Below are 24,692 nucleotides of genomic sequence, written 5' to 3' on the forward strand. Positions count from 1 at the left end.
TGACCCTTGCGCTCTGGCAGGGGGCAATGGAATATGCGGCTAATGAGCAAAACCGACATGATTTCTGACATAACTTCAAATGCGCGCAAGACGCCCTCCCGGGCAGTGACCATGGCGGCTGTTGGCCGCATGGCTGGCGTCTCGCAGGTGACTGTTTCGCGCGCGCTTTCAGACCCTTCAAAAGTTTCTAGTGAGACCTTGAGGAAAATCAAGGAAGCCATTGAAGCAACAGGGTTTGTTCCCAATGCGATTGCTGGTGCTCTAGCCTCCAAAAGAAGCATGTTGATCTCGGCGCTTGTGCCGTCCATCACCAACATCACCTATACCTCGATGATCAAGCCGTTCAACGAAGTCATGCGCCAGAACGGGTATGAAATTCTTCTGTCCGAAACGGGCCTTGCTCCAGATGATGAGGAAAAACTCATTGCAGCCCACTTGTCGCGGCGACCTGACGCCATGCTGCTGACCGGCATGCGCCATACCGTAGCTGCGCGTCGGTCTCTGCTTGGGGCGGGCATCCCGGTGGTGGAGGTTTGGGATACCACAGAGACGCCCATCGACCTGTGTGTCGGCTTCTCACATATGGAAGCCGGGCGGTCGGTGGCTGAATTTGCAGCGGGCAAGGGTTATGTGCGTGCCGCGACCGTCTCAGCTGGGGACGAGCGGGCCTTGAGGCGGAAGAACGCCTTCTCAGACCGGTTCACAGCACTGACGGGCAATGTCGTGCTGGAAAGCAATTTCGAGGCTCAGGCAAGCCTTGCGAATGGGCGCGCTGGTCTTTCTGACTTGATCGATCAGCACGGATTTGGCGATGGCGTCATCTTCTGCAGCTCGGATATTTTGGCCCATGGCGTTGTTATCGAGGCGCAAGCGCGCGGTCTACGTGTGCCTGAAGACATTGCGGTGATTGGTTTCGGGGATCAGGATTTCGCTGCCCATACCCATCCGGCCATCACCACAGTTCGGGTCGACCGTGAGGCGCTTGGCCGCGCAGCTGCTGATGCGCTTGTTCAACGGTTCGCAGGAATAGACCTGACAGCCCCGCTCATTGACATCGGCTTCGAAATCCAGGACCGCGCGTCATCCTGAGGTTTTAATCCCTCTTTCAGCCCTAGCCGGTCTCGGTGTCCTGTATTTCTGTGCGTTCATGGGAGCGGCTGCGGTGCAGCCATTTCTGGAGGTCGCGCTCGGCGCTTTCGAGGCTTTCGGGATTGATCGCACGTAAGTTCAAGGCGCGGGTGATAGCGCGGGTTCTCTTGTTTATCGCGATGTTGCCGGGGGCAGTTTCCAGACTGTCGACCCCGAGTTTGTCGTAAAGCGACAACAAACGGTTCTGCACGGTTCGCAATGACATGCCCTGGCGTTTTGCAATCAATTTGTCGGACAGACCAAGTGACATGTCGATCAGCACCGAATATTCGCTGTCTGTCAGGGTGTCGTGGGTCTGGGTCTGGCGTTGAACTTTGTAAATTTGCTGATCCACCAGAATTTGAGCTTCCAGAAGAACGGCCCTCAACGCCAGATGAAGGCGTTCGCGCGTTGCGGTTTTGAGCACATATCCATAAGAAGAGTCCTGCGGCACGATCCGGGCAATGCCGCGCATATAGGCCTCGTCAGAATAGTTGGACCAGAACAGGATTCGGGTCTGCGGCCGTTCGGCCCAGATGGTACGTGCAGCGTCTATTCCGTTACGGCCCTTCATCTGAAGATCCATGACCACGAATTGAGCTGCGAGCCGCCGCGCTTCTGCTTCTCCTTCGTAGCCATCAAGGGCGTGGATGATTTCGGTGACCTCGGGCAAGGCCTCTTGAACGGCCTTTGTGAGGTAGTCGGCGTGAAACTTGTCGTCCTCGATCAAAAGCAGTTTCATTGCGCGGCCTCCCTTGTCTCATTTTTGTCCGCTGTTGGGTTGCCGCCTGCTGGCAGTGGCAAGCGAACCTGAACCCGAGTTCCATTTCGTTGGGATAATTTGAAATCAGCGGCAATCAACTTCGCCCGCGTACGCATGTGCGCAACGCCCCCGGTGACCTTGTCAGTATTCGCGCCGGCAGCCGATTTATCTAAGCCGCAGCCGTTGTCGGCTATCGTGATTTTCATCTCGGAGTTTTCCAGGCTGACATTCACGCTGATCTGGTCAGCACCTGCATGTCGGGCCGCGTTGTTGATGGCTTCTTGTGCAATCCGGAACAGTGCAATCCGGGTCGTCGGGTTCAATGCATCAACGCCACCATTTGTGTCATCGGACACCAGAAGGCTTGTTCCATCTACGTCCCCAACGGCTTTCTCAAGATGGATCCGCAAGGCATGAGCAAAGCCGAACATTTCCAGCAATGTAGGCACCGCCGTGTCGATGATCCGGCGCAAGTCCTCGATACAGTCCTGAATGCTGCAGATCACCGCCGCCGTGTCTTCAGGGGCTTCAGCTGTTTCCAGGTCCCGCATAATGCGGGTCAGATCCGCCAGTGTCTGATCATGGAGGTCCATGCCAATGCGCTGTCGTTCCTGCTCAAGAACCTGCGTCAATTCGAGCGCGCCCTGACGCAGACCTTCTTCGCGAGCTTGAGCTTCGGCCCGAACAATTGCGGATTGTTGGGCTTTTTCTGTCGCCCGGAGAGAGTAGAAATAGGGTGCGAGGACATCTGCGATATGTTGCACGCGCTTTAAGGTGTGCTCGTCGTAGAGGTCAGGTGTGCGAGAGGAGCAATTCAGCGCGCCAATGGTACGGCCCAGCACCTTCATGGCCACATTGACCCGGCTGCGGAGTTGATGCTTGATGATCGGTTGAGCCAGCGCGCCTTCATAGACGTAGCGCGGGTCTTCCATCGCGTTGCCGCTCATCATGTAATCTATCTCGTTGTGCAGGATGCGACGTATGGGTGAGTGCGCAACCGGTGAGCGCGACAGGCTCCAACGCGTGCGTATCCCGACTTCATAGACCGTATTCCAAATTCCCTTGTCATCGACCAGGCAAACATCAAGATGGTCAATAGGCAATAGATTTTCGATCTCCGTCTTGACGGAACGAAGCGCTGCACGAATCTCGACTTGTCCCGCCAGATGGCTGGAAATGCGCAGCAGCGAGATCAGCGGATTTGTATCTTCCGCCTCGTGTTTTGTTTTTGCTTCCTGTTGCATAGGACGACAAGCACCTCCCGTTGCTGGTCTTCATTGTCGCAGGGTAGGCTGGATTCGTTGTTGTTGTATCCTGCGCGATGGTGTCTTTCGTATGGATGAACACGGTCACTATGACATGGTATTTAAAAGGATTGGCGAGACAATATGGCGTATTTGCTTTTAGCGTTGTTCTTGGTTGGGTTTTCGCTGTTGGCGCGACGTCTTTCTTCGACATTTCTGTCTGCGCCGATGGCCTTCATGGGGTTTGGCGTCGTGAGTTGGTGGGCCGGCCTGGTGCCGGAGCCGTTTTCAGAAGAAATGCTGGATGTGGTGGCGGAAATTGCATTGGTTTTGCTGCTTTTTCTTGATGCGGCACAGACCGATGCGCGGGCCTTGCGCCGGGATCATGGCTGGCCTGTGCGGATGTTGGCATTTGGACTGCCGCTGGGATTTGTACTTGGAACGTTGTTTGGCTGGCTGATGTTGCCAGGTTGGCCACTGGCGGTAATTGCGCTGGTGGCTGCGATTCTGGTGCCAACGGATGCGGCGCTTGGTCAGCCGGTGGTGAGTAATCCGATGGTTCCCGAACGTTCACGGCGGGCACTGACAGTGGAAAGCGGGCTCAATGACGGCATGGCTCTGCCGTTGGTGTTGCTCATGGCAGCTCTGGTGGCGGCCGAGACCGAAGCGCCGGGCGGTGGGTGGCTATGGTTTGGTTTGAAGCAGATCACGCTGGGGCCACTGGCCGGAGTGATTGTCGGTTGCATAGGCGGATGGTTGCTGATCCGCGCAAAGGAGCGAGGCACCACCTCGGAGATTTATGAGGGAATTGCGGCGCTGGCCCTGGCGGTGGCCTCGTATATCCTGGCGCAGATGATTGGCGGTAACGGATTTATTGCCGCCTTCGCTGGGGGGCTGGGGTTTGGCATCGTTGTGCGTGGGCGCTGCGAGTTTGTTTTCGAGTTCACTGAGAGTGAAGGGCAGTTGCTGTCGTGGATGGCCTTTTACCTGCTTGGCGCGGTTTTGGTGCCCGAGGCGATCGCCGGGCTGACCTGGCCGGTGTTCGCATTGATCCTGGTCAGTCTGTTCGTGGTCCGGCCCTTGGCGATCTGGGTTTCGCTTATCGGTTCTGATGCATCTCCGACGACACGGTTGTTTTTTGGCTGGTTTGGTCCGCGTGGGTTGGCGACAGCTTTGTTTGCGCTGCTGGTGGTGGATGGTCAGGAAAATGGGACGGCAGAGATGGTGCAGATTGTTGCGATCAATGCGGTTTGGATCAGCGCGGTTCTGCACGGAATTACTGCCGTTCCAGGAGCAATTTGGTATGCACGTCGGATGCGCGACCAGGAGGATGCCGCTGCGCATCGCCCGGTCGCAGAGAGCGCCAGGCCTTTGCCCCGTCAATCTGGATAATCCGATGGGCCCCAGCAATGACACGTGTAAATTCTCAAAGCGGCATTTGTTTACCTTGGTTGAGGTGACCGGGCGCTTTTCGTGGTCGAGAGGTCATCAGCCTGGGGATTTTACGCTGACGCGGACTTGAAATACAGAACAGGCTGCGGAAAGTCCTCTACCAATCGATGAGCTGCAACACAGTTGCGGGTTCCCGCAACTGTGTTGCGCATATAAGGCTTTACAGTTTTACGTCCAGCAAACACTCTTGAGATCGGATGCAGCCTGGGAACTGCGTCTATTGATCAATAGGCGCATAACTGCGCCAGGGAGGAACTATGAATACCAAAGCAAAGCTCTTGGCAGCCGTTGCGCTCGTTTCGGTGACCCTTCCAGGGTTCGCTGTTGCAGACACCGCCGACAAACGGATTGCCCTTTCAAATAATTATGCTGGCAACTCATGGCGACAGGCCATGCTGGAAAGCTGGAGCAAGGTGGGTGGCAAGGCTGTGGAAGACGGGGTTGTCGCAGCAGCAGACGCCTTTACGACATCTGAAAACCAGGCAACCGAACAGGCTGCCCAGATCCAGAACATGATCCTTCAGGGATATGACGCAATCGTCGTCAATGCAGCGTCTCCAACAGCGCTCAATGGTGCTGTCAAGGAAGCTTGCGATGCGGGCATCACAGTCGTTTCTTTTGACGGCATCGTGACTGAGCCTTGCGCGTGGCGCATCGCGGTTGATTTCAAGGAAATGGGCCGGCAGCAGGTAGAATATCTCGCAACCCGTTTGCCGGATGGCGGTAACCTGCTGGAGATCCGTGGTCTTGCTGGCGTTTTCGTGGATGATGAAATCCATGCAGGCATTGGGCAGGGCGTGAGCGAACATCCGAATTTCAAGATCGTCGGGTCTGTTCATGGCGATTGGGCTCAGGATGTTGCCCAGAAAGCCGTTGCAGGCATTCTTCCGAGCCTTCCGGACATCGCTGGTGTTGTGACCCAGGGCGGCGATGGATATGGCGCAGCGCAGGCGATCAAGGCAGCAGGACGCGATATCCCGATCATTGTGATGGGCAACCGCCAGGATGAAATGAAATGGTGGGCTGAATCACGTGATGCCAACGGCTATGAGACCCTGTCTCTGTCCATCGCGCCAGGCGTTGGAACCCTTGCCATGTGGGTTGCACAACAGGTGCTTGAGGGCGCCGATGTACCAAAAGATCTGACTGTTCCGTTCCTGAAAGTCACCCAGGACACGCTGGATGAAACGCTTGCTGCGACCCCGGAAGGGTCTGTTGCCAACGTTGAATACAGCCTGGACGACGCGAAAGCTGTAATCGCAGCAGCCAAATAAGGGAGCGGTGCTTTTGCAACCGGTAACACAGGCTGGTGGTTCGCCACCGGCAGGCCCGCTGGTTGCCCTGACGGATGTGCACATGGCGTTTGGCGCCGTGCGCGCACTCGACGGGGTGAGCTTGACTATCAGCCCGGGCGAATGCATCGGGCTGATCGGCCACAATGGCGCGGGAAAATCCACTGCGGTCAATGTCATCAACGGCGGGCTGACCCCGACGGGCGGCAGTGTGGAATACACACTGCCCAATGGGGGAACAGGACGCGGCGCAGCTGTGGCACGGTCTTGCGGTGTACGCAGTGTGTTTCAGGAATTGTCGCTTTGCCCCAATCTGACTGTTGAAGAAACCATTCGCGTCCCGCATCGGGACCTGGGTGGTTTCGGCTGGCGTAAAACAGCGCGTAAACGGATCTCATCAGCTTTGGATCGGGTTTTCCCAGGCCACGGCATCGACCCGGGTGCGACAGTCGGCGACTTGACGCTGGCCGAACGACAGATGGTCGAGATTGCCACAGGATTTGCCGAAGGCAGCATCGCTGCAAGGCTGGTTATTCTGGACGAGCCGACATCATCCCTCGATTCCGCTGTTGCCAAGCAATTGCTGGATCATGTCCGGGCATTCTGTGCAGCGGGCGGTGCGGTTGTTTTCATCTCGCATATGCTCGGTGAAGTCTTTGATGTCGCGACCCGTATTGATGTCATGAAAGACGGCAAGGTCATCGTCAGCGGTGCAGCCAGCGAATTCACTCAGCAAGGTCTGATCGACGCGATGGGGCATGTTGCAGGTTTAAAGGCCAAGGCCGCGACCTCCACCGGCAGAGGCTCCCACATCGGCGAGGAAGTCCTGACAACGCCGGACGGATTATCTGCAAGGCGCGGCGAGATTGTCGGGCTTGCAGGCCTTGCAGGTCACGGGCAGGCCGAGGCACTGGCACGTTTTTTCATGTCGAGGTCAGCAGGCCTCCGGCACACGCGAAATCCGGAAGTCACATTTGTGGCTGGTGATCGGGGTCGAGACGGGGTCATGGCGCTATGGTCAATTCTGCAGAACCTGACGCTGACAACACTTCCGAAGCTCTTGCGCGGTGGTCTGGTCGATCGAAAGGCCGAGGTGGTACTCGCCGATGACTGGAGGAAAAAAATCGGTATCAGGACGGACAATATGAACAATCCCATCCTGTCGCTTTCTGGCGGCAATCAGCAAAAGGTTCTGTTTGCCAGATCCCTGGCGTCATCCGCTCCAATCGTGGTGATGGATGATCCCATGCGCGGGGTTGATGTGGGGACCAAACAGGAAGCCTATGAGATGATCCGCCAGGAAGCCGAGGCCGGGAGAACGTTCCTTTGGTACTCTACCGAGACCGATGAAGTCATCCAATGCGATCGCGTCTTTGTTTTTCGGAATGGCCAGATTTCCGCTGAGTTGACAGGCACTGACATCAGTGAGGAAAACATCCTGGCGGCGTCGTTTGAAATGCATGAGGCAGCTTCATGAGCGCTAAGTACAGGATCCTCCTGCCGGTTCTGTCGCTCGCAGTTCTGCTTGCAGCAGTGTTTTATTTGCAACCTAGGACCATGAGCTATTTCGGTCTGAATCTGCTGTTCAATCTGGCTGTACCGATAGCCTTGGCGACTATTGCCCAGATGATGATCATCATGGTCAATGACATCGATCTGTCGATTGGAACCTTTATCAGTTTCGTTGCTTGCGTGACGGCGACGTTTCTCTATGACGCGCCGCTTCTAGGCGGGGCAATTCTGTTCGCGGCGATCCTTGTTTATGCGGCCATGGGCGCGCTCATTCACATCCGCCAACTGCCGGCAATCGTGGTGACGCTTGGCATGTCCTTTGTCTGGGCCGGTCTTGCCGTTCTGTTGCTACCATCTCCAGGTGGCGCTGCTCCTGGATGGATCAGAACGCTGATGACGACCAAGCCGCCGTTGGTGCCGATGGCAGTCGTTGCCTGTGTGCTGATTGCGGCGGTCACGCATATTCTGATCATGCGCTCTGCGACGGGAACCTTGTTGCGGGCTGTGGGCGGCAATGCACAGGCTGTCGCGCGGGCTGGCTGGTCCGTCATGAAACTCAAGGCTGGCGCGTATGCTCTGGCAGGGTTTTTCGGTGTCCTGTCCGGCATTTGCCTTGTCGGTCTGACAACATCTGCCGATGCGAATATAGCGCTTCGCTACACGCTTTTGTCCATTGCAGGAGTGATCCTGGGCGGCGGCGAATTCACCGGCGGCAGGATTTCGCCGGTTGGGGCGGTGATCGGAGCCCTGACGCTTTCGCTGGCGGGCAGCTTCCTGTCATTCATGCGGCTGTCGCCGGATTGGCAGATCGGTGCGCAGGGCGCGATCTTGATCCTGGTGCTAGCGGTTCGGCTTGTATTCAACCGCAGTGGATCCAAGTGGAAGGAAGCGAAAAATGGATAATCCCATCATTTCGACCTTCGTTCGTCTGCCTCAGCGGCCTTGGTTCTGGGCCTTCCTGGCAAGTGGCCTGACGTTTTTTGCAACCTTCGCGTTGACGCAAGGCAGCGGCAACGGCGCGCTTTTATCTGCAGCTCTGACGTTTGCGAGTTTCTCCGCCATTGTCGGTATCGGACAGATGTTCGTTATCACCATGGGTCCGGGCAACGTCGATCTGTCGATCCCGGCGACCATGACGCTCGCTGGCACGTTGTCACTGAAGTACATGGGCGGCGAGACTTCAATGATCTTGCCGGGTCTACTGATCGCCTTGTTGGTTGGTTTTGGGGCAGGGGCGTTCAACTATGCGTTAATCCGTCTTTTGCGCATTCCTCCGATCATCGCCACGCTATCCGCCTCGTTTCTGTATCAATCGCTTGCGATTTGGTCGAACCGGGGTTTGCGCATCAAGCCGCCGCAGGCTCTGGCCGATTTCACCACCGGGTCTGTTCTTGGCATTCCCAATATGACGGTCGTCGGCATTCTGGTTGCCGTGGTGGGGTGGATTCTGCTGGAGCGCACGATATTCGGCCGATGGCTGTCTGCGGTCGGGCAGAACAGGCGCGCGGCCCGTCTGAGCGGAGTTCCGGTGGAAGCGGTCAATGCCGTTACCTTTATCGGATGTGCTGTCCTCGCCTCCCTGACCGGATATCTGCTGGCGAGTTTTTCAGGCGGAGCGGCGCTCAACATGGGTGCTGAGTATCTTCTGATCTCAATTGCAGTGGTCGTGATCGGGGGAAGTTCTATCGCAGGCGGTAACTCAAATGTGCCGGGTATCTGGGGGGGAGCTTTACTGATGTTCCTCGTTGTGTCGATGCTCAATTCATACGGGTTCGGGGCAGGGGTTCGCCTGATCATGACCGGTACAATCATTATTGCGATCGTCGCGGCTGCGTCCGGTCGAAAGGCTTCCGCATGACACAGGTTGACAATCTCTATCAAATCGATGACCCGCGCTTTCGCGCTCTGATCCAGCCGAACGCGCATCTGCGCCAACTCACGACTGGATATGAGTGGACGGAAGGCCCAGTCTGGTTCGCCGATCACCAGTTGTTGCTGTTTTCTGACATACCCAGCGAACGGATCATGCGGCTGACGCTGGATGGTCAGGTGAGTGTATTCCGCAATGGCTCAGATTATGCCAATGGCAACACGCGCGACCGGCAGGGGCGTTTGGTCACTTGCCAGCATGGCACACGGTCTGTAACCCGCACAGAGCCTGATGGTTCACGGACTGTGATTGCGGACAGTTATCAAGGCAAGCGGCTGAATTCACCCAATGATGTCATTGCACAGTCGAACGGCGCGATCTGGTTCACCGATCCAACTTATGGCATCCTGAGTGATTATGAGGGCTATCAGGCCGAGCCGGAGCAACCCTCCCGCAATGTTTATCGGGTGGATCCAGCGACCGGTCAGCTTGAAGCCAAAATTACCGATTTTACGCAGCCAAATGGACTAGTATTTTCGCCGGATGAAAAAACGCTTTATGTCGCGGAATCTGGGTCCAGCCATGACCCGGATGTGCCATCCGTCATCCGTGCTTTTGATTGCGATGAAGCGGGAAATATCGTCGATGACCGGGTCTTTGCGACCATCGACAAGGGATTGCCGGACGGGATTCGGGTAGATGTTTCCGGAAATCTATGGAGTTCGGCCGCTGACGGTATTCATTGCTTCGGTGCCGATGGAACGCGGCTTGGCAAAATCATGGTTCCGGAAGTTGTCGCAAACCTCTGCTTCGGTGGACCTCGTGCCAACCGCATCTTCATCACGGCCACCACATCGGTTTACAGCATCGGCGTATCAATCAGAGGTGGGATGTGATCGCTGCTGGATGTTTTTTGACGGCATTGGCTTGAATTGGTGAGATCTATTGTGCCGCTATCTTTCATTTAAATGCATTTTTGTATTCCAGATTCTGTATCGGCGCCTTTGTTGATTTGCGTGCGTTGAGAGTAAATATTGCGACCTATTGATTAAGTTTGATTTGTCTCAGAAGGCTGGACTGTCTGTAATTTCTTTTTAGAGTTCTGTAGCCGTGTTTGTTCATGGGCCGGGATTAATATTCGATGCATGTATTTGTCGTGGTCGGATTAAAAAGGAATGACCTTTGGCAGATTCAATACCTTCGCCCGACTTTGCACCCGAACTCCCGGCTTCAGATTCGGCTGAATTCAATCGTGCTCCGGCCATAAGCCTTATTGACCGCATGAAGTCCGGCCTTGTCGGCCAGGAAGTCTTGATCGAACGCTTGATGATTGCCCTTCTGACAGGCGGGCATGTCTTGATCGAAGGCGCACCCGGTCTGGCGAAAACCCGATCTGTACGACGGTTGGCCGATGGCCTGGAAGGGGATTTCTCCCGCATTCAATGTACGCCGGATCTGATGCCTGGTGACATCACCGGCATGCAGGTTTTTCGCCAGGATAGCGGCACGACCGAGTTTCTGCCCGGACCATTGTTTCACAATCTGGTGCTGGTCGATGAGATCAACCGCGCACCGCCCAAGGTGCAGTCTGCCTTACTGGAAGGTATGGGCGAGGGGCAGGTCACCGCAGGCGGCAAGACCCGTGCCTTGCCTGATCCCTTTATGGTGGTTGCGACGCAGAACCCGCTGGAAAACGAAGGCACGTTTCCGCTGCCTGAGGCGCAGCTCGACCGTTTCCTGATGCATGTCGTGCTGGAATTGCCCGATGAAATTGCCGAAATGGCAATCCTCGATCTGGTCGAAGATGAGCTGAAGGCCCATGCTGCTCCGTTGGATTCCTTGCTGGATCGCAAAACCCTTGCGGCCATGAAAGAAGATGTGCTGCAGGTGCATCTTTCTATGGCGCTCAAGCAATATATCGTGGCTCTGGTGATGGCGACCCGGCGGGATACAGATGGTGTGTCAGTTGGCAGCCGTATCCGTCATGCGGTGTCGCCGCGTGGTTCGTTGGCTCTGGCCGCCGCAGTTCGTGCACGCGCTTTTCTGCATGGGCGGGCTTACGGCGTGCCGGAAGACGTGCAAGCGCTGGCACCTGATATCATTTGCCATCGTATGGTGCCAACTTGGAGGGCTCAGGCCGCCGGGGAAACGTCGCGCACGATCTTTGCCGAAGTGTTGGACCAGGTGAAGCCCCTGTGAGCGCAAGTCTTACCAGTGGCGTTGAGGTCAGTATTGAACGGCTGATAGAGTTGGCTGCCTTTGCCGGGCTTGCCAGTTCGTCGAGTTTTGCCAAATCGGTGGTCGGTTCGGCTTCCGGTCCAAAGCTTGGCGACGGCGGCGATATCTATGATCTCAGGCCGTTTCAGGATGGTGATGATCCGCGCCAGATTGATCCGGGAGCCTCTGCCCGCAGTGGTCGCCCGCAATTGCGCAGTCGGCACGAACAAGTGGACCGCACTGCGCTGCTTGTCGCTGATTTTCGCTCCTCCATGTTTTGGGGTACACAAGGCCGGTTACGTTCAGTTGCTGCTGCTGAAGCACTGGCTGTTGAAGGTTGGCAGGTTGTGGCTGGCGGCGGACAAGTCGGCTGCGTTACATTTCGCGATGACCATTTCGACAACATCGCTCCCAAGCCGCGAGAAGCTGCCATGCTCAGTGTTGCAGGTGCTTTGGCGCGGTCCCATGACTTGGCTCTTCAGGAAGCGCTGCGCGCAAATGTCGAGACGCCAACACTGGATGTGATCCTGGACCGGGCGATTGGCTTCGCCCGACCGGGCTGTGACATTGTTCTGGCGACAGGCTTTGATGAGCCGGGCGATCACTTTGAGGCCGCCGCGCGCACGTTGATGCGCAAATGCAGACTGACCATTTTGCTAGTGCAGGATGCGTTGGAGATTGATCCGCCTGAAGGTGTGTTTTCTGCCAAGCTTGGCAAATCCCTGAAGCGGGGTCGGCTTGAAGCTTCTACCTCCGCGAAAGAACTTGCCGGGTTCGGCATCGATGTGCGCGTTATTCCAGCCGCTGATGCAATTGATCATGGGGGCTTGGCTTGACCCAGGAGGAACTGCTCGCAAATCTTGCGCCCATCCGCATTCCTTTGAGCTTTGCCGAGTTCACTTTTCGTGATGCATTGCTAGCGCTGTGCCTCGGACTTCTCGTCGGTCTTTTGCTGGTGAAGGTGATTGCTCTAGTGACAACCCGAAAGGTCAGCAGAGTTGATCAGGTCCGCGCCGATATTGCCAAACTTGCAACACTCAAGGAGGAGGCCCGGCTGGTCGGACTGGCAGAATTGCTGAAGCGCTATGATGAACCAGCGGCTGGTCGGCTTGGCCTCCTGGAGGCGATGTACAATCCCTCAGTATCGACGGATCCAGTCTTGCTTGAACAAGCCATTATGACTGCAGCGCGGTCTGCAAAATGATCGGTTTTGCATTTCCTTACGCTGCTCTCCTGCTGCCAATGCCTTTTTTGGTGCGCTGGCTTTTGACGCCTGAGGACTGGCAAAGCGGCGCTTTGGCGCTGCCCCAGGCCGTGGGCAAAGCCCTCAAGCCGCTCAAAACCCGCGCCGCAGCGCGCCGGGCCAATCAATTGGCTCCTGCTCTGATCTGGACCCTTGCAGTCCTGGCAGTCATGGGGCCTCGGCAAGAGGAGGTTCTGGACATCCTGCCCTCATCAGGTCGGGATATCATCATCGCGCTGGATCTTTCAGGCTCAATGGAGCGGGAGGATTTTAGCCTCGATGGAACGCATGTGTCCCGTTTAACCGCCGTGCAAAAAGTCGCCGCAGAGTTTGTCCGCGGCCGGGGAGGCGATAGCGTTGGGCTGGTGGTATTTGGCGACAAGGCATATGTCGCCGCGGCTCCGACACACGATGTCGCCTCCGTTGCGCATGTGGTTGAAAAAACGATTATCGGCATTTCCGGTAAGTCTACGGCGATTGCTGATGGTCTGGGCATTGCGATCAAACGCTTGCGGGAACGAGATGCAAAAAGCCGCGTCATCATCCTGCTGTCTGACGGACAGGACACATCCGGCTCAACGGATCCGGTGGCCGCAGCCGGAGTCGCGGCAGAATACGGCATCCGTATATACACTATTGCTCTTGGCCCGGCTGATCTTGAAACAGCTCCGTCGTCGCGCGATGCGGTGGACACTTCAACCTTGCGTGCGATTGCTGAGGCCGCAGAAGGGCGGATGTTCCGTGTGAAGACCACAGATGATCTGCGTGATGTCACAGAAGCCATTGATGAGCTGGAGCCCAGCCCGTCATCCGCGCCACCGATCCAGACCTGGAAACCCTATTGGATGTGGCCAGGTGGCATCGCACTGCTGATCTTGGCCGTGTTGCTCTTCATCAGGCGGGAGCATTGGGCATGATCGATCTCGGCCCCGTCGCATTTCTGCGCCCGCTCTGGTTTCTTATGATTCCAGTGCTCATCGGCATGGCTTTTCTCGCGTCAAAGCGCGCCGATGGATTTGCCCGTTGGCGCAGCATGATTGACCCGGCGCTGTTGCCTACGCTCATGCGCCTTGGTCATGTGGATCTGGGCGCAAGGGATTTCCGGCCCTGGGTCATGGCGGTCTCTGGCGTGCTGATGGCCATCGGGCTGTCCGGTCCTGCGAAGCGCAATGAAGGCGCGCCCATCTTCCGCAATCTGAATGCGATCATGATCGTCCTGGATGTGTCGCCGTCGATTGTTGAAGGCGGTGGTTTGCCGGATGCACAAGCCAGTGTTGCCCGTCTTTTGGACCGTAGCGGCACCCGGCCGGTGGCGCTTTCGGTGTTTTCCGGCGAAAGCTTTCTGGTCAGTGTGCCGACAGAAGAACCTCAGGCTCTAAAGTCGTCGATTGCGGTTCTTGACACAGACACAATGCCGGTTGGGGGCAGTCGGCCCGACCGGGCTTTGGCACTCGCCCGACAGACATTGATCGATGCAGATGCGGAAAACGCGGATGTTGTCATTGTGACAGATGGCGGCGGAATTGGACCTGATGCGCTTTATGAAGCCGGAGCACTGGCGCAGGGCGGTGTTCGGGTCTCTGGCGTTTTCGTGAACCACAAGGCACCACCTTACGGCGTGACACCGGCCAGCCCTGAGCAATTAGAGCGCCTGGCTGAGGATGGCGGCGGGATCGTCGTTAGCGCAAGGAATCTCGGACCTCTGGAAGGCCTTCTGGCCGCGCGACGGTCTTTGAGTGCGCAGGAGCAAGCCAGCCGGGCAATCTTGTTCACCGACTATGGGCCTTGGTTCTTTTTGGCGGGTCTTCTGGCGTTGTTGCCCATCTATCGGCAGAGGCGCGAGATATGAGCCGCACCACGAAAATACTTCTGTTGATTGCCTGTCTGGCAGGTCTTGCTGCTGGCAAAGACGCTTGGGCCAAATTTTTTTGGTTGTCCGGTGCGCCGCAGCTTGCCTATCCCTTGTTGTCGGATCCGGCGGCCCAAGCCGCAGCGCTCTATGAAATGGGCCGTTACAAGGAAGCCGATGAAGGCTTTACCAGAGTTGGCCGCAGCGCGACCTATGACCGGGCGCTCAGCCTTGCCATGACCGGAAAATACGAGTTGTCCGTTGCCTATTTTGATGCGGTGCTATTCTCAAATGAATATGACAGGGACGCTCGCCTTAATCAGGAAATCGTCTCCAGCCTTGTCGTGCCGGTCATTGGTGAATCTTCCGGCCATGGTCGCATTGAAGTGACCTTGAGAGCAGCTGGCCTCAACGTGGTCGCTTTTGATCCTAACAACCCCAGCCAGGCCATAGAGGCGCAAGGCCCCACAGACGGCGTACGGCGGCTAGAACGCGGTATCGACAATCGGACGGTCAGCGCTGGCGAGGATTGGCTTGAGACCCTTGCGGATTCGCCTGGGGCCTATCTGGGGGGGCGTTTGGCTGCTGAAATGGAACGACGGGTGACAGCAGGAGAAGCGCACAAGGCGGAGCCGTCAAAATGGTGAGGTGGTTTCAGGTCGCGTGTTGTTTTGTTGTGTTTTTTCTGACTTTGGCCGGTCCTCTTGGCGCACAGGAGAGAACCCCGGATACTGAGTTTGATGTGCGGCTTGAGCTTGAACTTGACCCACGCGACACTGTGCCGATTGAAGGTGAGATGGTGCTGGCGACCGTGCGCGGATATTACCGTGAAACGATCACCAATGAAGAACTGAAGCTGCGCCGCATGGCAGATTTTGACTGGATCCAGTTGAAGCCGGATCAATGGTCTGAAAAGCGCATCGGCGGTCTGCCAACTGTCATTCTTGAACGGCGTATCGCCCTTTACGCCAAGCGGCCTGGATCTCTCACGCTCTTGCCAATTGCCCACGAACTGGAGCTGATGAACCGCGCCCAGCAGCGGCAGATCATGCTTGTGCGCTCAGAGCCGGTGACCCTTGAAATCGCAGCGAAACCTGCGGGAGCTGGGGATGACTGGTTGCCGGTCAAGGCCATCGAAATTTCAGACACTTGGGCAGGTAATCCGGCGTTGCTTGTCGATGGTGAGAACATTGAACGCCGCGTTGTTTTTCGTGCGCTTGGGGTGCCGCCGGAACTCCTGCCACAGCAACCGCCCATGCGCGAGCCGTGGTTGATCACCTTCATACCGCCCGAAGAACGTTCCCTGCAATTGACCTCGGAAGGTCCGGTCAGCACTGTGGTCTGGGTCTGGTATATGCGGCCGATTACCGGCGAGCCAGGCGTGATTCCGCAAATCCCAATTCCCTATTTCGACACCACTGATCGGCAAGTGAAATCCATTTCAATTCCGTCGTCTCCGATCGGCTATGCGAGCTTTGCAAACAATGACAGTTCCGGCTGGCAAGCAGGCTTTAAACCCGGCGCGAAGATAGCAGTCGGGTTTGCCGCAGGGCTTGTGATTGCGGTGAGTGCCGGGTTATTCGGCCGGCGTTACAGCTATGGTCCCATTCAGCGCATGGGACACTGGATTGAACGTCAGCGCCGTTTTGCCGAGCTGCGCCGCCTTGAACGCGAAGGCAACATAGCCACATTTCGAGGCCGAATGTCAGAGCTGCTGACGTCTGAGACGACTTTGGATGAAGCTGAGCGCTTGGAGCTCACCAGCGCTCTGGATGCTGAAGTTTTCGCCGGCAAACCGATAGATGCCGGGAACACCATGTCAGCAGCACGCAGAGCTGCGAAAAAGCTGACGTGGATCAACAAATAACCTGCAGGCCTTCAAACGTCGGTGATTTCTATCTTTGGCCGTGAACCGCCCAGGTCCTGGAACGCCAATTGACGGCATGAGAAGACGAGGATTTGTTGATCCTGTGCCACTCGCGTCAGGGCCGTGAACATCTTGATGATCCGGTCATCGTCGGAGTAAACCAGCGCATCATCCAAAATGATCGGCATGTGCCGTCCTTGTCGCGCAAACAGGCGTGCGAAAGCCAGGCGCGTCAGGATCGCGATCTGCTCCTGAGTGCCGCCTGACAGGTCATCCAAGGTCTCTTTGGCGTCAGCGCGCATCAGCCCTGTGGGCAGCAGGCTTTCGCTGTCGAAGCTCAGCGCTGCGTCCCGGTGCAATATCGACAGAAGCGGTTTGAGTTCTTCTTGAACCGGGCCAAAATAGGTATCTCTCGCCGCATTCCGTTCAGCGCCCAATGCTGTTTGCAGCCGGATCAAAGCGGCGGCCTGGCGGGCAAAGCGGGCTTCAGTTGCACGGACCGCCTCCAGTTGTCCTTCCAGTTCATCGCGGCGTTCTTCGATGCCGTTTCCGGCCAATGTTCTGATTTCAGAAGAGAGCGCCGCCAGCTTTTCCCCGACCTGCATCCGTTCCTGACGCACTGCGATCACTGCGTCCTCGGCCCGTTTCAACTCTGCTGTGGCCGTGTCCAGATCTGGGGCCGCTGCGATCATGGTCTGCAAATTTGCCTCAGACTTGGTCAAGGCCTCTTGTGTCTGTGCCTGATCGCGCAAATGGTCCGCGCGGCGGTTGTCGCGGCACTCTATCGGACCTGCACCGGCTGTGGCCCGTTCTAGTTCTTGTTGTGCAGTCTCTGCGGCGGCTTGGAGTTTCACGGCAGTTTCGCGCGCGGAGGCGTGGTCCGCTTCAACATTCATCAGGTTTTGCCGCGTTGTGATTTCTGCCTGTTCTGTCTGGGTCAGATCTGCTTCCAACTCAGCGATGACGGGAAGGGCGTTGTCATGGGCCCCGGTGGCAGCCAGATCGGCATCTGCCTTTGCGCTGCGCAATGCCTCAATGCCGTTCGGTGCGAGCGTGTCCAGCACGGCTTGATCAAGATCGGCTTTTGTTACTGCATTAGCCCGCTTTGCCGCCAATGCGCGCGCATCCTGGAGTGTGGCGGCGCCTGCATGTGCCAAGGTATTTGCGAGCGTACCTTCCGCTGTAGCTAGTCGGGCCTTGCCGTCCGCGCCAGCGCCCTGAGCGCGAAGGGTCATGGTTCCTATGCCCGGAAGATCTAGATGGGTGTCGCCGTCAAGAGGCAGGGGCTGATCAGCTTGCACTATTGCGCCGCCCAGGGTGATCCGGGCTTCGCCTTGATAGGTGATGGTCAAGGTCGTGGCCTGTGCCTCTATGGTAGATTTGCATTTGGCCAGCTCCGCCTCGGCTTCCTCGACATGGCGTAGCCACTCCGCAGTTGCGTTGGAGGCCTTTATGATCGCCCTGGCCGTGTCACAGTCGCGGCTGGCGATGTCCGCTTTGGTGATCTGGCGATCCAGCTGGGCGGCATCAGCCTTTGCCTTTCGCGCTGTGATCTGCTGGCGTGTGTCATCAAGCTGCTTACGGGTGTCGACAACGGCTTCAACCGCACTTTTGTGCAGGGACTGTGCGGCCTCAAGAGCCGTTTTCAACCGGGAAGCTTCGCTCTTTGCTTCCATTGATTTTTTAGAACTGGCAGTCGCGAGCTTTTCCGCTTGCTGAAGGGTATTGATTGCACTTAAAAAGGCATCCAGATCGGACTGGGCGCTTTTCGCTTTCAACGTTGCCAAATCACGCTCTTGCCTTGCTGCCGTGACAGTTCCCGCATGGGCTCGCGCTTCGTCCATGGCGGTTTTCGCTGCTGAGAATGCCTCGTCCCGGCGGGCTTTGGCATCTGGGTTGTCGAGACGCCTCAAAGAGGCTTCAGCTGTCTTACGCTCGTTCAATGCAGTGTCGAGCGCTTGGACCTTCGTGGTCACATTGGCCAACTCGGCTTCAAGCGCCTCACCTTCATCTGACGCAGTTTTCCACGGCCCGGCTTTTCGACCTGTTTTGGTGGTGAACTCGCTGAGGCTTTCGGCAACACGGCGCATCACCCGGTCCATCCGCCGACCACCTGTCATGGCGTCGATTTCACCAGCAACCGAGGACAGTAGATCGCGGCGGGTTTCTTTAAGTTGCGTCTTTTCCTTGGTGTTGTCCGGCTCCAGTCCGACGAGGCCCTGACGGACCCACAAAAGCCCTGTAGGGCCTTCGCTTGCGTCGCCCAGCAGGTTGTAAATCCAGCGTTCAGCCTCGTCATCCTGTGCGATGGTCGTAGAATTGGGCAGTTGCGTAATTGTCGCTGCTTTGCGGGATATAAACCGTTTTCCGACACGGAATGCGCCCTGATCGGTCTCCACATCGGCTGCGATCTCGACCGCGCCGCCAGAATAGGGCTGAAGGGACTTAACCGTCTTGGCAGAAGAGCTGTATTTCTCGAAAAACAGCGCGTGGATCGCATCGAAGAAGGTGGATTTTCCGAACTCATTCGCTTCGGAGACCACAGTGATGCCGTTGCCGATCCCGGTGATGGAGGCGCGTTTCCCGGTGAACTTGCGAACATTCGTCAGATGAAGGGCGAGAAGCTTCAATCACGCCTCCAATGCAAAAGAAAAGAGGTGTGACAGGGCGACCTGAGCGGCCCCGCGGTCTTCCGGTGTCAACGTCTCGTCTGCTGCTTCCAGGGCAAGAGCTTCTGCTGCTGCGCGGAGCGCGCCTTGACGGTCGATGGCATCAAGGTCTGCGGTATTATGCACCAAGCCCAAAGCGCTGAGATCCGCGCTGTGCCATAAAAAATCTGGTGTAACCTTGGTGATGGCCTGTTCCAGTGCCACACGCTCAAGAGGCTTCGCTCGACCTGTGATGACGAGCTCAAACATGGTCAGTGCCCGCTCGGTCAATGGCGGCAACACGGCGTCATGGGCTGCATCGGAAGCCTGTTCGTCAGGAAGATCCCCGGCGAGGTCCAGCACAACATGTTGCCAGTTGATTGAACCCGTTGGTAGGGAGGTGACCTTTGCAGGTGCGGCTTTTCCAGCAATTTCTACCAGCAGCGCGGAAGGGGCCTGCGTGTGTTTGAATCCGTCTGCTTCTGGTGCGCCAGAGTACCAGGTCTCCGGTCCGATCTGAAGTTGTCCGTGCCAGTCACCAAGGCCGAGATAACTCAAGCCGGCGCGTTTTGCGCGGTCCGGTGCAATGATCGAGGATCCACCGTCTTCGCTGTTGTCGAAATCCGTGACCGACCCATGGGCCAATCCAATACGCAGTGTGTCTTGTGTCGCGGCGCTGTCGAACCATTCGGTCAAATCGCGGCCCGGATGACGTTCGGTGGGGGGCGCTGGCAGCAGGGTGGTCTGAGGGGTTAAAATATAGGGTTCAGGCTCTAGTAACACGACAACATTCGGCGGGGCGTCCTGTGCAACCTGGCGCCAGAGTTCTGTCGCATTGGTGTGGTCATGATTGCCGGGCATTACAATCCACGTCACATAGTCAGCTTCCCGCATCATGTTCAGCGCTTGCCGGATGACCGCTGGTGCTGGCGTCGTTTGGTCAAACGTGTCGCCTGCGAGCAGGATATGACTGGCCTTATGCTCTCGCGCCAGAGAGGCCAGTCGCGGTAGTGACTCGGAACGCGCCTGCCTAAGGCGAACCCGCACATCCTCCGGATATCGACCGAAGGGTTTTCCAAGATGAAGATCAGAGGAATGAATAAATTTGATCACCGAGCGTGACTTCCATTGGGCCAGTTTTCATAATGTTTTGAAAGCGCTGGATCAGCCAACTTTTCAAACGTCAGTGTACAGAATGTTGGTAGCAATGAACCTGTTAAATGGTCGAAAGTCCAGATACTCAACCAGTTAAGTCAAGTTGTTGTCTCTAATGAGGTTGTTCACGGTTTTTGAGTTAATCTGTTGATTGGCAGTTTCATGTTTAGGGCGCTGTGAGGACTGATGTTGCATGGCGTAGGCCCATTCCTTTTGCAGGGTTTTGATGAATCCTTCGGCCTTGCCGTTTGTTCTTGAGGATATAGGGCCCCGTGCGCAGGTGCCCTGCTCCGAGCTGAGTGACAGTCGCCTTGAACTTGCGGGCCTTAAGCCCACACCATTGTCGGTCATCAGCCGCTCGATGAGTGCTCCCCTTGCCCTGAACCATTTGACGGCGCGGACCAGAAACATGGCCCAGGTAAAGGCCGTCTGATCCTTCAGCATCTTTACATTGGCCACCCGGCTGTGATCGTTGAGGATCACATGCACATAAGTCTACCCAAGTTCCTTGTATCGCTTGCGTTTGTGGTGTCCCGAGATTCTATGGTCTATCTTGTTGAAACGGCGAAGTTTCTTGATGTCCAGATGCAGCAGTTCGCCTTGCCGCGCTCGCTCAAAGCGGCGCACGGGTTCGGCTGGCGTGAGCCGATCAAGCCGGTTCACGCCCCAGGTTTTCAAGGCGTGAGCGATGGTTTATCTAGGAAATCTGAGAAGAGCGGATATCTCCAGCGACGTCAGATGCAATTGCCGTAATCAGCAGATCAGGTCACGCCAACCGGACATGTTGGCCAGTGCACACATGCTTGGGACGCTAGGGCGTTGGCAAAGCCCCGTTGTGCCATCTTCGCAGAAGCGCCGAAGCCACTTGTAAACAGTGCGCACGGAGATCCCGAAGGCGGCTGCAATAGCCGCTGCACACTCCCCATAATGGTGTCACAGAACGATTTGCTCTCGGCTGTACGAACAGGTGTGGTCATTCTTGTGCGACCATGATCATCTTCACGATGTATGGCGGTGGCTTTGCAACGATACCGGCCTATCTGGCCGATATCTTTGGTACAATGCATGTGGGCGGTATTCATGGACGACTGCTGACCGCCTGGTCGACAGCCGGTGTTCTTGGACCGTTTGCAATTACCTATTTGCGAAACATGTCCAAGAAAAGTGCCATTTCAGATCTTGTCTCAAAGGTGGAACCGGCAGCTTTCGCGGAAAAGTTCGGGGCGTCAATTGATCAGTTGAATGAACTGGTCACGGCAAAAACCGTTACCATTGCTCGCTTGATGGAAATCGCGCCGGCAGGGACTGTCGACCCGACACCATCTCTCTACAATACGACTATGTATTGTATGGCAGGACTCCTTGTGATCGCCTTCTTCGCAAATCTGAAGGTACGTCCCGTTGGGGAGAAGCACCACGTGGAAAAAACCATCCAGGTGCAGTTCCAGCTGAATAATACACTTGCGCGGCCGGAGAAATTCGGCCGCGTCTGCATCAGATATTACAAAGTCATGAGACATGATCCGGCTGTGGGGAGCTTGCCCTTATTGATTGGCTTTGACTGCAAGTTCAGCCATTTGCAGGATCGCTTTACGTGAGCTTGCAACGGCTATAAAGCGTGCGTTGTGGCAGAACTTTGCACCTTTGACGCCGCTTGCCTCTTCCAGTGCAGTCCCTGTCAGACCGGCCCAATCGGCAGGCAGATCAGCGCGCTGATCAAAGGTGTCATTCGACAGCTTGATGCCATTCAGCGTCCAGTCATCTCCGCGCGGGTTCACCACGAACAGCATGTGATCGGCCTCGGCCTTTTCAAGTGCTGAGCGGTAAGGCATGCCCGTCGGCAATTCGAGGATGGGGGAGGTGCCAGCTTTTACGATTGCTTCCATGACGATGCTCTGAGAGCGCGCCTTTGCTGCCATGTTGCGAACAAGGGCCTCGATGAAGCTGCGTGCGATGGGCAGAGCTGCAAAAAAGGCGTCGTCGTCAGCCGTTGGTGACGGATCGTCGAACACTGGCTTCAAACTTCCCAAAAGAGCAGGCAACGTCAAAATCGACAGTGGTCCTGCGACTGATGGCTCAATCGCGCCATTGTCCAGAAGATCGATGGGCAGCACAAATTTTGTGTCAAAAGCGGTATGGATGTCCTCAATGTCATGTTCTGGGACGTCCATCGCAGCCAAATATGCTTGCCCATAATGGGCCCAAATCAAACCGAAAGAACTATAAGGTTGATCATCTTCACGCAGCGGACCAGGCCGCTGATGGTGGTCAAAAATTTGGCGATCTGCATCATAGTCTCCGCCCACGTCGTAGATGATCTTCTCATCTGCAGGGGTCAGCCATTGCTTGTCCCGACTACGCCTCAGTCCGGCGTTAGGGAAAAGACGCGTGAGTACGACAGAGGAGAGCAACTCGTCCGCATGGAAGCCGCCAGAATGGGTCACAAGGTGTGTGATGGTCGTGGTTGTCATCGGGAGACGCTCCAAGGGGAAGTGCATATCAAAAGTTAACCACCCTGGAAGTCATGGGTGGTTTGAGAGACCGTATTTACAAGGAATTGCGGCCAGATCAACATTTCTATTCGAGTTAGGGTTTCGCGTCCAAGACGTGAATTCACTGAGCGAACTGAAACAGCCCGGATTATTTGTATGAAAATGATGGAACCGTGATTGATTTTGGATGGTTTAAACAGCGCCTGTCTTTATAGACACCTTCTTTCCTAAATTTGAGGCAAGGCGACCGTGATGGGCAAAGGTAATTTCAGCAACTGTAGATTTAACGAGGAATGCACAGAGTCTTACGAGGCTCTGCGTGCTTGGGGGCGGCAGAGGAATAGTTGGCGCTTGCCGTGGAATGGATTGGGCATGATTCGCTAACCGGATAGTTCGCGCTTCACGAGTTCTATGAAATCGACCGCAATGCGCGGTAGGGAAGAACCTCGTCGGACTGCTGCGCTGGCAACGATTGTTGTGCCAGGCACGAATGGTCGGGTGATGATGTTGAGGTTGCTGGAGAAGAACGCGGAAAAGGGGTCGACCACGGAGGCACCTATGCCTGCTCCGGCCAATATGCAGGCGGTGTGGCAATATCGGACTTCCACTTTTGCATGAAATGGAATGCCGCATTCCTCAAATGCATTTCGAATGTTTGTCCCGATGTGGCTTTCCAGTCCGATAAGTGTATGCCCCTGCAGATCGACCGGGCTGATGACATCCAGTTCCGTGAGTGGATGACCTAACGGAAGTATGCAGACCATGTTACGCTCGGCCAGCGGAATAATGTCGAGATCCATGTGGGTTTTTAGCCCGAGGACGAAGCCGATATCGGCGACGCCCATCTGCACATTCTGCATGACAGTTTCCAGGCGCCGGACGGAGTATTGGACCGTAGCGTTGGGTCGGTCGTTTAGGAAGGGGGAGAGCACAGCAGGCAAGGCCCCATGTCCAAGAGGGGGCGTGGTTGACAGGCGAAGGCGTCCGGATTTTGCGGCCCTCAGATCCCGGGCTTCCGTCTCTATATTTCTCAGGATCGAGAAAAGAGGTTCGACCTCTTCCAGAAACAACCGGGCATCTTCGGTGGGGCGCAGTTGGCGCCCCGCCCTTTCAAACAGCGTAAAGCCGAGCTGTTTTTCCAGGGAGATGATGCCGTTTGAAACAGCCGGTTGGGAAATTCCAAGGTCTTCTGCCGCAGCTGTGGTCGTCTGACAGCGCATCAAGGCTTCGAATATCTCAAGAAGACGGAGACTGAGATCATTCTTCCGGTTGATTTTCAAAGAGCTCTCCAACGGTCATGCGAGACCTCTCATGCAAGCAGAACCGTGCCAAGGGCCTGGCAGACAGCTGCCTGTGTCGGGTCGGTTACCGGCAAACCTATCGCGTTCTCAAGCTTTTGGCGATGGCGTGCCATACCTGCGCAGCCCAGAATCAGCGTGTCGGCACCAGCCTTTTCGCTCAGCTCACGGGCCACCTGCAGAATACGCGGGAAAGCTCCTTCGCTTTCGCTCTCCTCAACGGAAAGATTCAACGGGAGTTCTGCAGCGAGCCTGCTTTCGACGCCCAAGTGACGAATGTAGGGCAGATGCCGTTCGATTGATTTTGGTCCAAGCGCAATGACGCCGAAACGTTCCCCACGCTGAAGCGCAGCAAACACACCGCTTTCCTGAATGCCGAAAACCGGTTCGGGTACGGCTTTCCGGCAGACTTCGATGCCTGGGTCTGAATAACAGGCGATGACAAAGGCATCGGCGTCTGTTCGCGCCAGCATCAGATCTCTGAGTGGAATGACCACACTGTCAGCATGCTCCTGGGTCTCAATGCCCCAGGGGCCTTCTTCGAGCGTGATGCATTCGATCTCAGGGCCGCTTGTCAGACGCAAGGCTTCTATTGAATCTGAAAAGCCTTCGGTAACTGCCGGATTGGAGTTCGGATTGATCACCAGGATCTTTTTCATCAT

At 56.3% G+C, this 24,692-nt stretch carries 23 protein-coding genes and 2 pseudogenes; 16 read left to right on the forward strand and 9 right to left on the reverse strand.

Annotated elements, in window-relative coordinates; translation table 11 throughout:
* Positions 1-42: 42 nt before the first annotated feature.
* Positions 43-1,089 carry a LacI family DNA-binding transcriptional regulator gene (locus V6575_RS14790; RefSeq protein WP_340275381.1) on the forward strand — a complete coding sequence of 349 codons (1,047 nt, stop codon included), beginning with the start codon at positions 43-45 and terminating at the stop codon, positions 1,087-1,089.
* A 22-nt stretch (positions 1,090-1,111) separates the two neighbouring features.
* Here V6575_RS14790 and V6575_RS14795 read toward each other — a convergent pair whose 3' ends face one another.
* Positions 1,112-1,870, reverse strand: a complete 759-nt coding sequence (locus V6575_RS14795) for a response regulator transcription factor (RefSeq protein ID WP_340275383.1) — start codon at positions 1,868-1,870, stop codon at positions 1,112-1,114.
* The gene (locus tag V6575_RS14800; RefSeq protein WP_340275386.1) at positions 1,867-3,135 is read right to left on the reverse strand and encodes a GAF domain-containing sensor histidine kinase; all 1,269 of its coding nucleotides are present in this window, start codon (positions 3,133-3,135) and stop codon (positions 1,867-1,869) included. Before V6575_RS14800 ends, V6575_RS14795 begins: the two co-directional genes overlap by 4 nt.
* A 144-nt stretch (positions 3,136-3,279) precedes the next feature.
* On the opposite strand from V6575_RS14800, the gene V6575_RS14805 reads away from it, so the two are divergent.
* The 13 genes from V6575_RS14805 (at position 3,280) to V6575_RS14865 (ending at position 16,437) form a co-directional block, all read left to right on the forward strand.
* A complete protein-coding gene (locus V6575_RS14805; protein ID WP_340275388.1) occupies positions 3,280-4,527 on the forward strand; it encodes a cation:proton antiporter in 1,248 nt (415 codons plus the stop codon).
* Between the two features lie 317 nt (positions 4,528-4,844).
* Positions 4,845-5,861, forward strand: coding sequence for an ABC transporter substrate-binding protein (locus tag V6575_RS14810; protein ID WP_340275390.1), 1,017 nt, complete (start codon positions 4,845-4,847; stop codon positions 5,859-5,861).
* An 82-nt stretch (positions 5,862-5,943) separates the two neighbouring features.
* Positions 5,944-7,356: an ATP-binding cassette domain-containing protein gene (locus V6575_RS14815; protein ID WP_340275476.1), complete on the forward strand. Its 1,413-nt coding sequence runs from the start codon at positions 5,944-5,946 to the stop codon at positions 7,354-7,356.
* Positions 7,353-8,294 carry an ABC transporter permease gene (locus V6575_RS14820; protein WP_340275392.1) on the forward strand — a complete coding sequence of 314 codons (942 nt, stop codon included), beginning with the start codon at positions 7,353-7,355 and terminating at the stop codon, positions 8,292-8,294. Before V6575_RS14815 ends, V6575_RS14820 begins: the two co-directional genes overlap by 4 nt.
* A gap of 7 nt (positions 8,295-8,301) precedes the next feature.
* Positions 8,302-9,249 carry an ABC transporter permease gene (locus V6575_RS14825; RefSeq protein ID WP_422785583.1) on the forward strand — a complete coding sequence of 316 codons (948 nt, stop codon included), beginning with the start codon at positions 8,302-8,304 and terminating at the stop codon, positions 9,247-9,249.
* On the forward strand, positions 9,246-10,157 hold the full coding sequence (locus tag V6575_RS14830) for an SMP-30/gluconolactonase/LRE family protein (protein ID WP_340275396.1): 912 nt from the start codon (positions 9,246-9,248) through the stop codon (positions 10,155-10,157). Before V6575_RS14825 ends, V6575_RS14830 begins: the two co-directional genes overlap by 4 nt.
* Before the next feature lie 286 nt (positions 10,158-10,443).
* Entirely contained in the window at positions 10,444-11,460 is a 1,017-nt protein-coding gene (locus tag V6575_RS14835) for an AAA family ATPase (protein WP_422785581.1), read from the forward strand.
* Entirely contained in the window at positions 11,457-12,314 is an 858-nt protein-coding gene (locus V6575_RS14840) for a DUF58 domain-containing protein (protein WP_340275398.1), read from the forward strand. The genes V6575_RS14835 and V6575_RS14840 overlap by 4 nt, the downstream gene beginning before the upstream one ends.
* Positions 12,311-12,682 (forward strand): hypothetical protein, encoded by a 372-nt coding sequence (locus V6575_RS14845; protein ID WP_340275400.1) that lies wholly within the window; start codon positions 12,311-12,313, stop codon positions 12,680-12,682. Before V6575_RS14840 ends, V6575_RS14845 begins: the two co-directional genes overlap by 4 nt.
* Positions 12,679-13,638, forward strand: a complete 960-nt coding sequence (locus tag V6575_RS14850; protein ID WP_340275401.1) for a VWA domain-containing protein — start codon at positions 12,679-12,681, stop codon at positions 13,636-13,638. Before V6575_RS14845 ends, V6575_RS14850 begins: the two co-directional genes overlap by 4 nt.
* On the forward strand, positions 13,635-14,570 hold the full coding sequence (locus V6575_RS14855; RefSeq protein WP_340275403.1) for a vWA domain-containing protein: 936 nt from the start codon (positions 13,635-13,637) through the stop codon (positions 14,568-14,570). Before V6575_RS14850 ends, V6575_RS14855 begins: the two co-directional genes overlap by 4 nt.
* A complete protein-coding gene (locus tag V6575_RS14860; RefSeq protein ID WP_340275405.1) occupies positions 14,567-15,217 on the forward strand; it encodes a hypothetical protein in 651 nt (216 codons plus the stop codon). The genes V6575_RS14855 and V6575_RS14860 overlap by 4 nt, the downstream gene beginning before the upstream one ends.
* Positions 15,211-16,437 (forward strand): hypothetical protein, encoded by a 1,227-nt coding sequence (locus tag V6575_RS14865; RefSeq protein WP_340275406.1) that lies wholly within the window; start codon positions 15,211-15,213, stop codon positions 16,435-16,437. Before V6575_RS14860 ends, V6575_RS14865 begins: the two co-directional genes overlap by 7 nt.
* A gap of 11 nt (positions 16,438-16,448) precedes the next feature.
* On the opposite strand, the gene V6575_RS14870 is transcribed toward V6575_RS14865, so the two are convergent.
* The 3 genes from V6575_RS14870 to V6575_RS14880 form a co-directional block, all read right to left on the reverse strand.
* Positions 16,449-19,067 carry an AAA family ATPase gene (locus V6575_RS14870; protein ID WP_340275407.1) on the reverse strand — a complete coding sequence of 873 codons (2,619 nt, stop codon included), beginning with the start codon at positions 19,065-19,067 and terminating at the stop codon, positions 16,449-16,451.
* Positions 19,068-20,198 carry a metallophosphoesterase family protein gene (locus tag V6575_RS14875; protein WP_340275409.1) on the reverse strand — a complete coding sequence of 377 codons (1,131 nt, stop codon included), beginning with the start codon at positions 20,196-20,198 and terminating at the stop codon, positions 19,068-19,070.
* 135 nt (positions 20,199-20,333) lie between these two features.
* Positions 20,334-20,729, reverse strand: coding sequence for a hypothetical protein (locus tag V6575_RS14880; protein ID WP_340275411.1), 396 nt, complete (start codon positions 20,727-20,729; stop codon positions 20,334-20,336).
* Positions 20,730-20,783: 54 nt separating this feature from the next.
* Here V6575_RS14880 and V6575_RS14885 point away from each other — a divergent pair, with 54 nt between their 5' ends.
* Positions 20,784-20,993 (forward strand): hypothetical protein, encoded by a 210-nt coding sequence (locus tag V6575_RS14885; protein ID WP_340275412.1) that lies wholly within the window; start codon positions 20,784-20,786, stop codon positions 20,991-20,993.
* Here V6575_RS14885 and V6575_RS23350 read toward each other — a convergent pair.
* A pseudogene (locus V6575_RS23350) lies at positions 20,994-21,152 on the reverse strand (helix-turn-helix domain-containing protein); the annotation flags it as partial.
* Positions 21,153-21,232: 80 nt separating this feature from the next.
* Between V6575_RS23350 and V6575_RS14890 the strand changes: the two are divergent.
* Positions 21,233-21,838: pseudogene (locus V6575_RS14890) on the forward strand (hypothetical protein); the annotation flags it as partial.
* Here V6575_RS14890 and V6575_RS14895 read toward each other — a convergent pair.
* The 3 genes from V6575_RS14895 to V6575_RS14905 form a co-directional block, all read right to left on the reverse strand.
* The gene (locus V6575_RS14895) at positions 21,785-22,711 is read right to left on the reverse strand and encodes an MYG1 family protein (protein WP_340275414.1); all 927 of its coding nucleotides are present in this window, start codon (positions 22,709-22,711) and stop codon (positions 21,785-21,787) included. The pseudogene V6575_RS14890 and the gene V6575_RS14895 overlap by 54 nt on opposite strands.
* Positions 22,712-23,112: 401 nt before the next feature.
* Positions 23,113-24,012 carry a LysR family transcriptional regulator gene (locus V6575_RS14900; protein ID WP_340275416.1) on the reverse strand — a complete coding sequence of 300 codons (900 nt, stop codon included), beginning with the start codon at positions 24,010-24,012 and terminating at the stop codon, positions 23,113-23,115.
* A gap of 29 nt (positions 24,013-24,041) precedes the next feature.
* Complete coding sequence (locus V6575_RS14905) at positions 24,042-24,692, reverse strand: aspartate/glutamate racemase family protein (protein ID WP_340275417.1); 651 nt, start codon at positions 24,690-24,692, stop codon at positions 24,042-24,044.

Source organism: Roseibium algae, from assembly GCF_037783265.1.
In the GTDB taxonomy this organism is placed as follows: Bacteria; Pseudomonadota; Alphaproteobacteria; order Rhizobiales; family Stappiaceae; genus Roseibium; species Roseibium algae.

Bases quoted from the DNA above. Each gene is read 5' to 3' on its own strand.
- V6575_RS14855 (WP_340275403.1), top strand. From the start codon at position 13,635: ATGATCGATCTCGGCCCCGTCGCATTTCTGCGCCCGCTCTGGTTTCTT.
- V6575_RS14860 (WP_340275405.1), top strand. From the start codon at position 14,567: ATGAGCCGCACCACGAAAATACTTCTGTTGATTGCCTGTCTGGCAGGT.
- V6575_RS14790 (WP_340275381.1), top strand. From the start codon at position 43: ATGAGCAAAACCGACATGATTTCTGACATAACTTCAAATGCGCGCAAG.
- V6575_RS14865 (WP_340275406.1), top strand. From the start codon at position 15,211: ATGGTGAGGTGGTTTCAGGTCGCGTGTTGTTTTGTTGTGTTTTTTCTG.
- V6575_RS14885 (WP_340275412.1), top strand. From the start codon at position 20,784: ATGGTCTATCTTGTTGAAACGGCGAAGTTTCTTGATGTCCAGATGCAG.
- V6575_RS14810 (WP_340275390.1), top strand. From the start codon at position 4,845: ATGAATACCAAAGCAAAGCTCTTGGCAGCCGTTGCGCTCGTTTCGGTG.
- V6575_RS14795 (WP_340275383.1), bottom strand. From the start codon at position 1,870: ATGAAACTGCTTTTGATCGAGGACGACAAGTTTCACGCCGACTACCTC.
- V6575_RS14905 (WP_340275417.1), bottom strand. From the start codon at position 24,692: ATGATGAAAAAGATCCTGGTGATCAATCCGAACTCCAATCCGGCAGTT.
- V6575_RS14805 (WP_340275388.1), top strand. From the start codon at position 3,280: ATGGCGTATTTGCTTTTAGCGTTGTTCTTGGTTGGGTTTTCGCTGTTG.
- V6575_RS14850 (WP_340275401.1), top strand. From the start codon at position 12,679: ATGATCGGTTTTGCATTTCCTTACGCTGCTCTCCTGCTGCCAATGCCT.
- V6575_RS14815 (WP_340275476.1), top strand. From the start codon at position 5,944: ATGGCGTTTGGCGCCGTGCGCGCACTCGACGGGGTGAGCTTGACTATC.
- V6575_RS14820 (WP_340275392.1), top strand. From the start codon at position 7,353: ATGAGCGCTAAGTACAGGATCCTCCTGCCGGTTCTGTCGCTCGCAGTT.
- V6575_RS14800 (WP_340275386.1), bottom strand. From the start codon at position 3,135: ATGCAACAGGAAGCAAAAACAAAACACGAGGCGGAAGATACAAATCCG.
- V6575_RS14830 (WP_340275396.1), top strand. From the start codon at position 9,246: ATGACACAGGTTGACAATCTCTATCAAATCGATGACCCGCGCTTTCGC.
- V6575_RS14895 (WP_340275414.1), bottom strand. From the start codon at position 22,711: ATGACAACCACGACCATCACACACCTTGTGACCCATTCTGGCGGCTTC.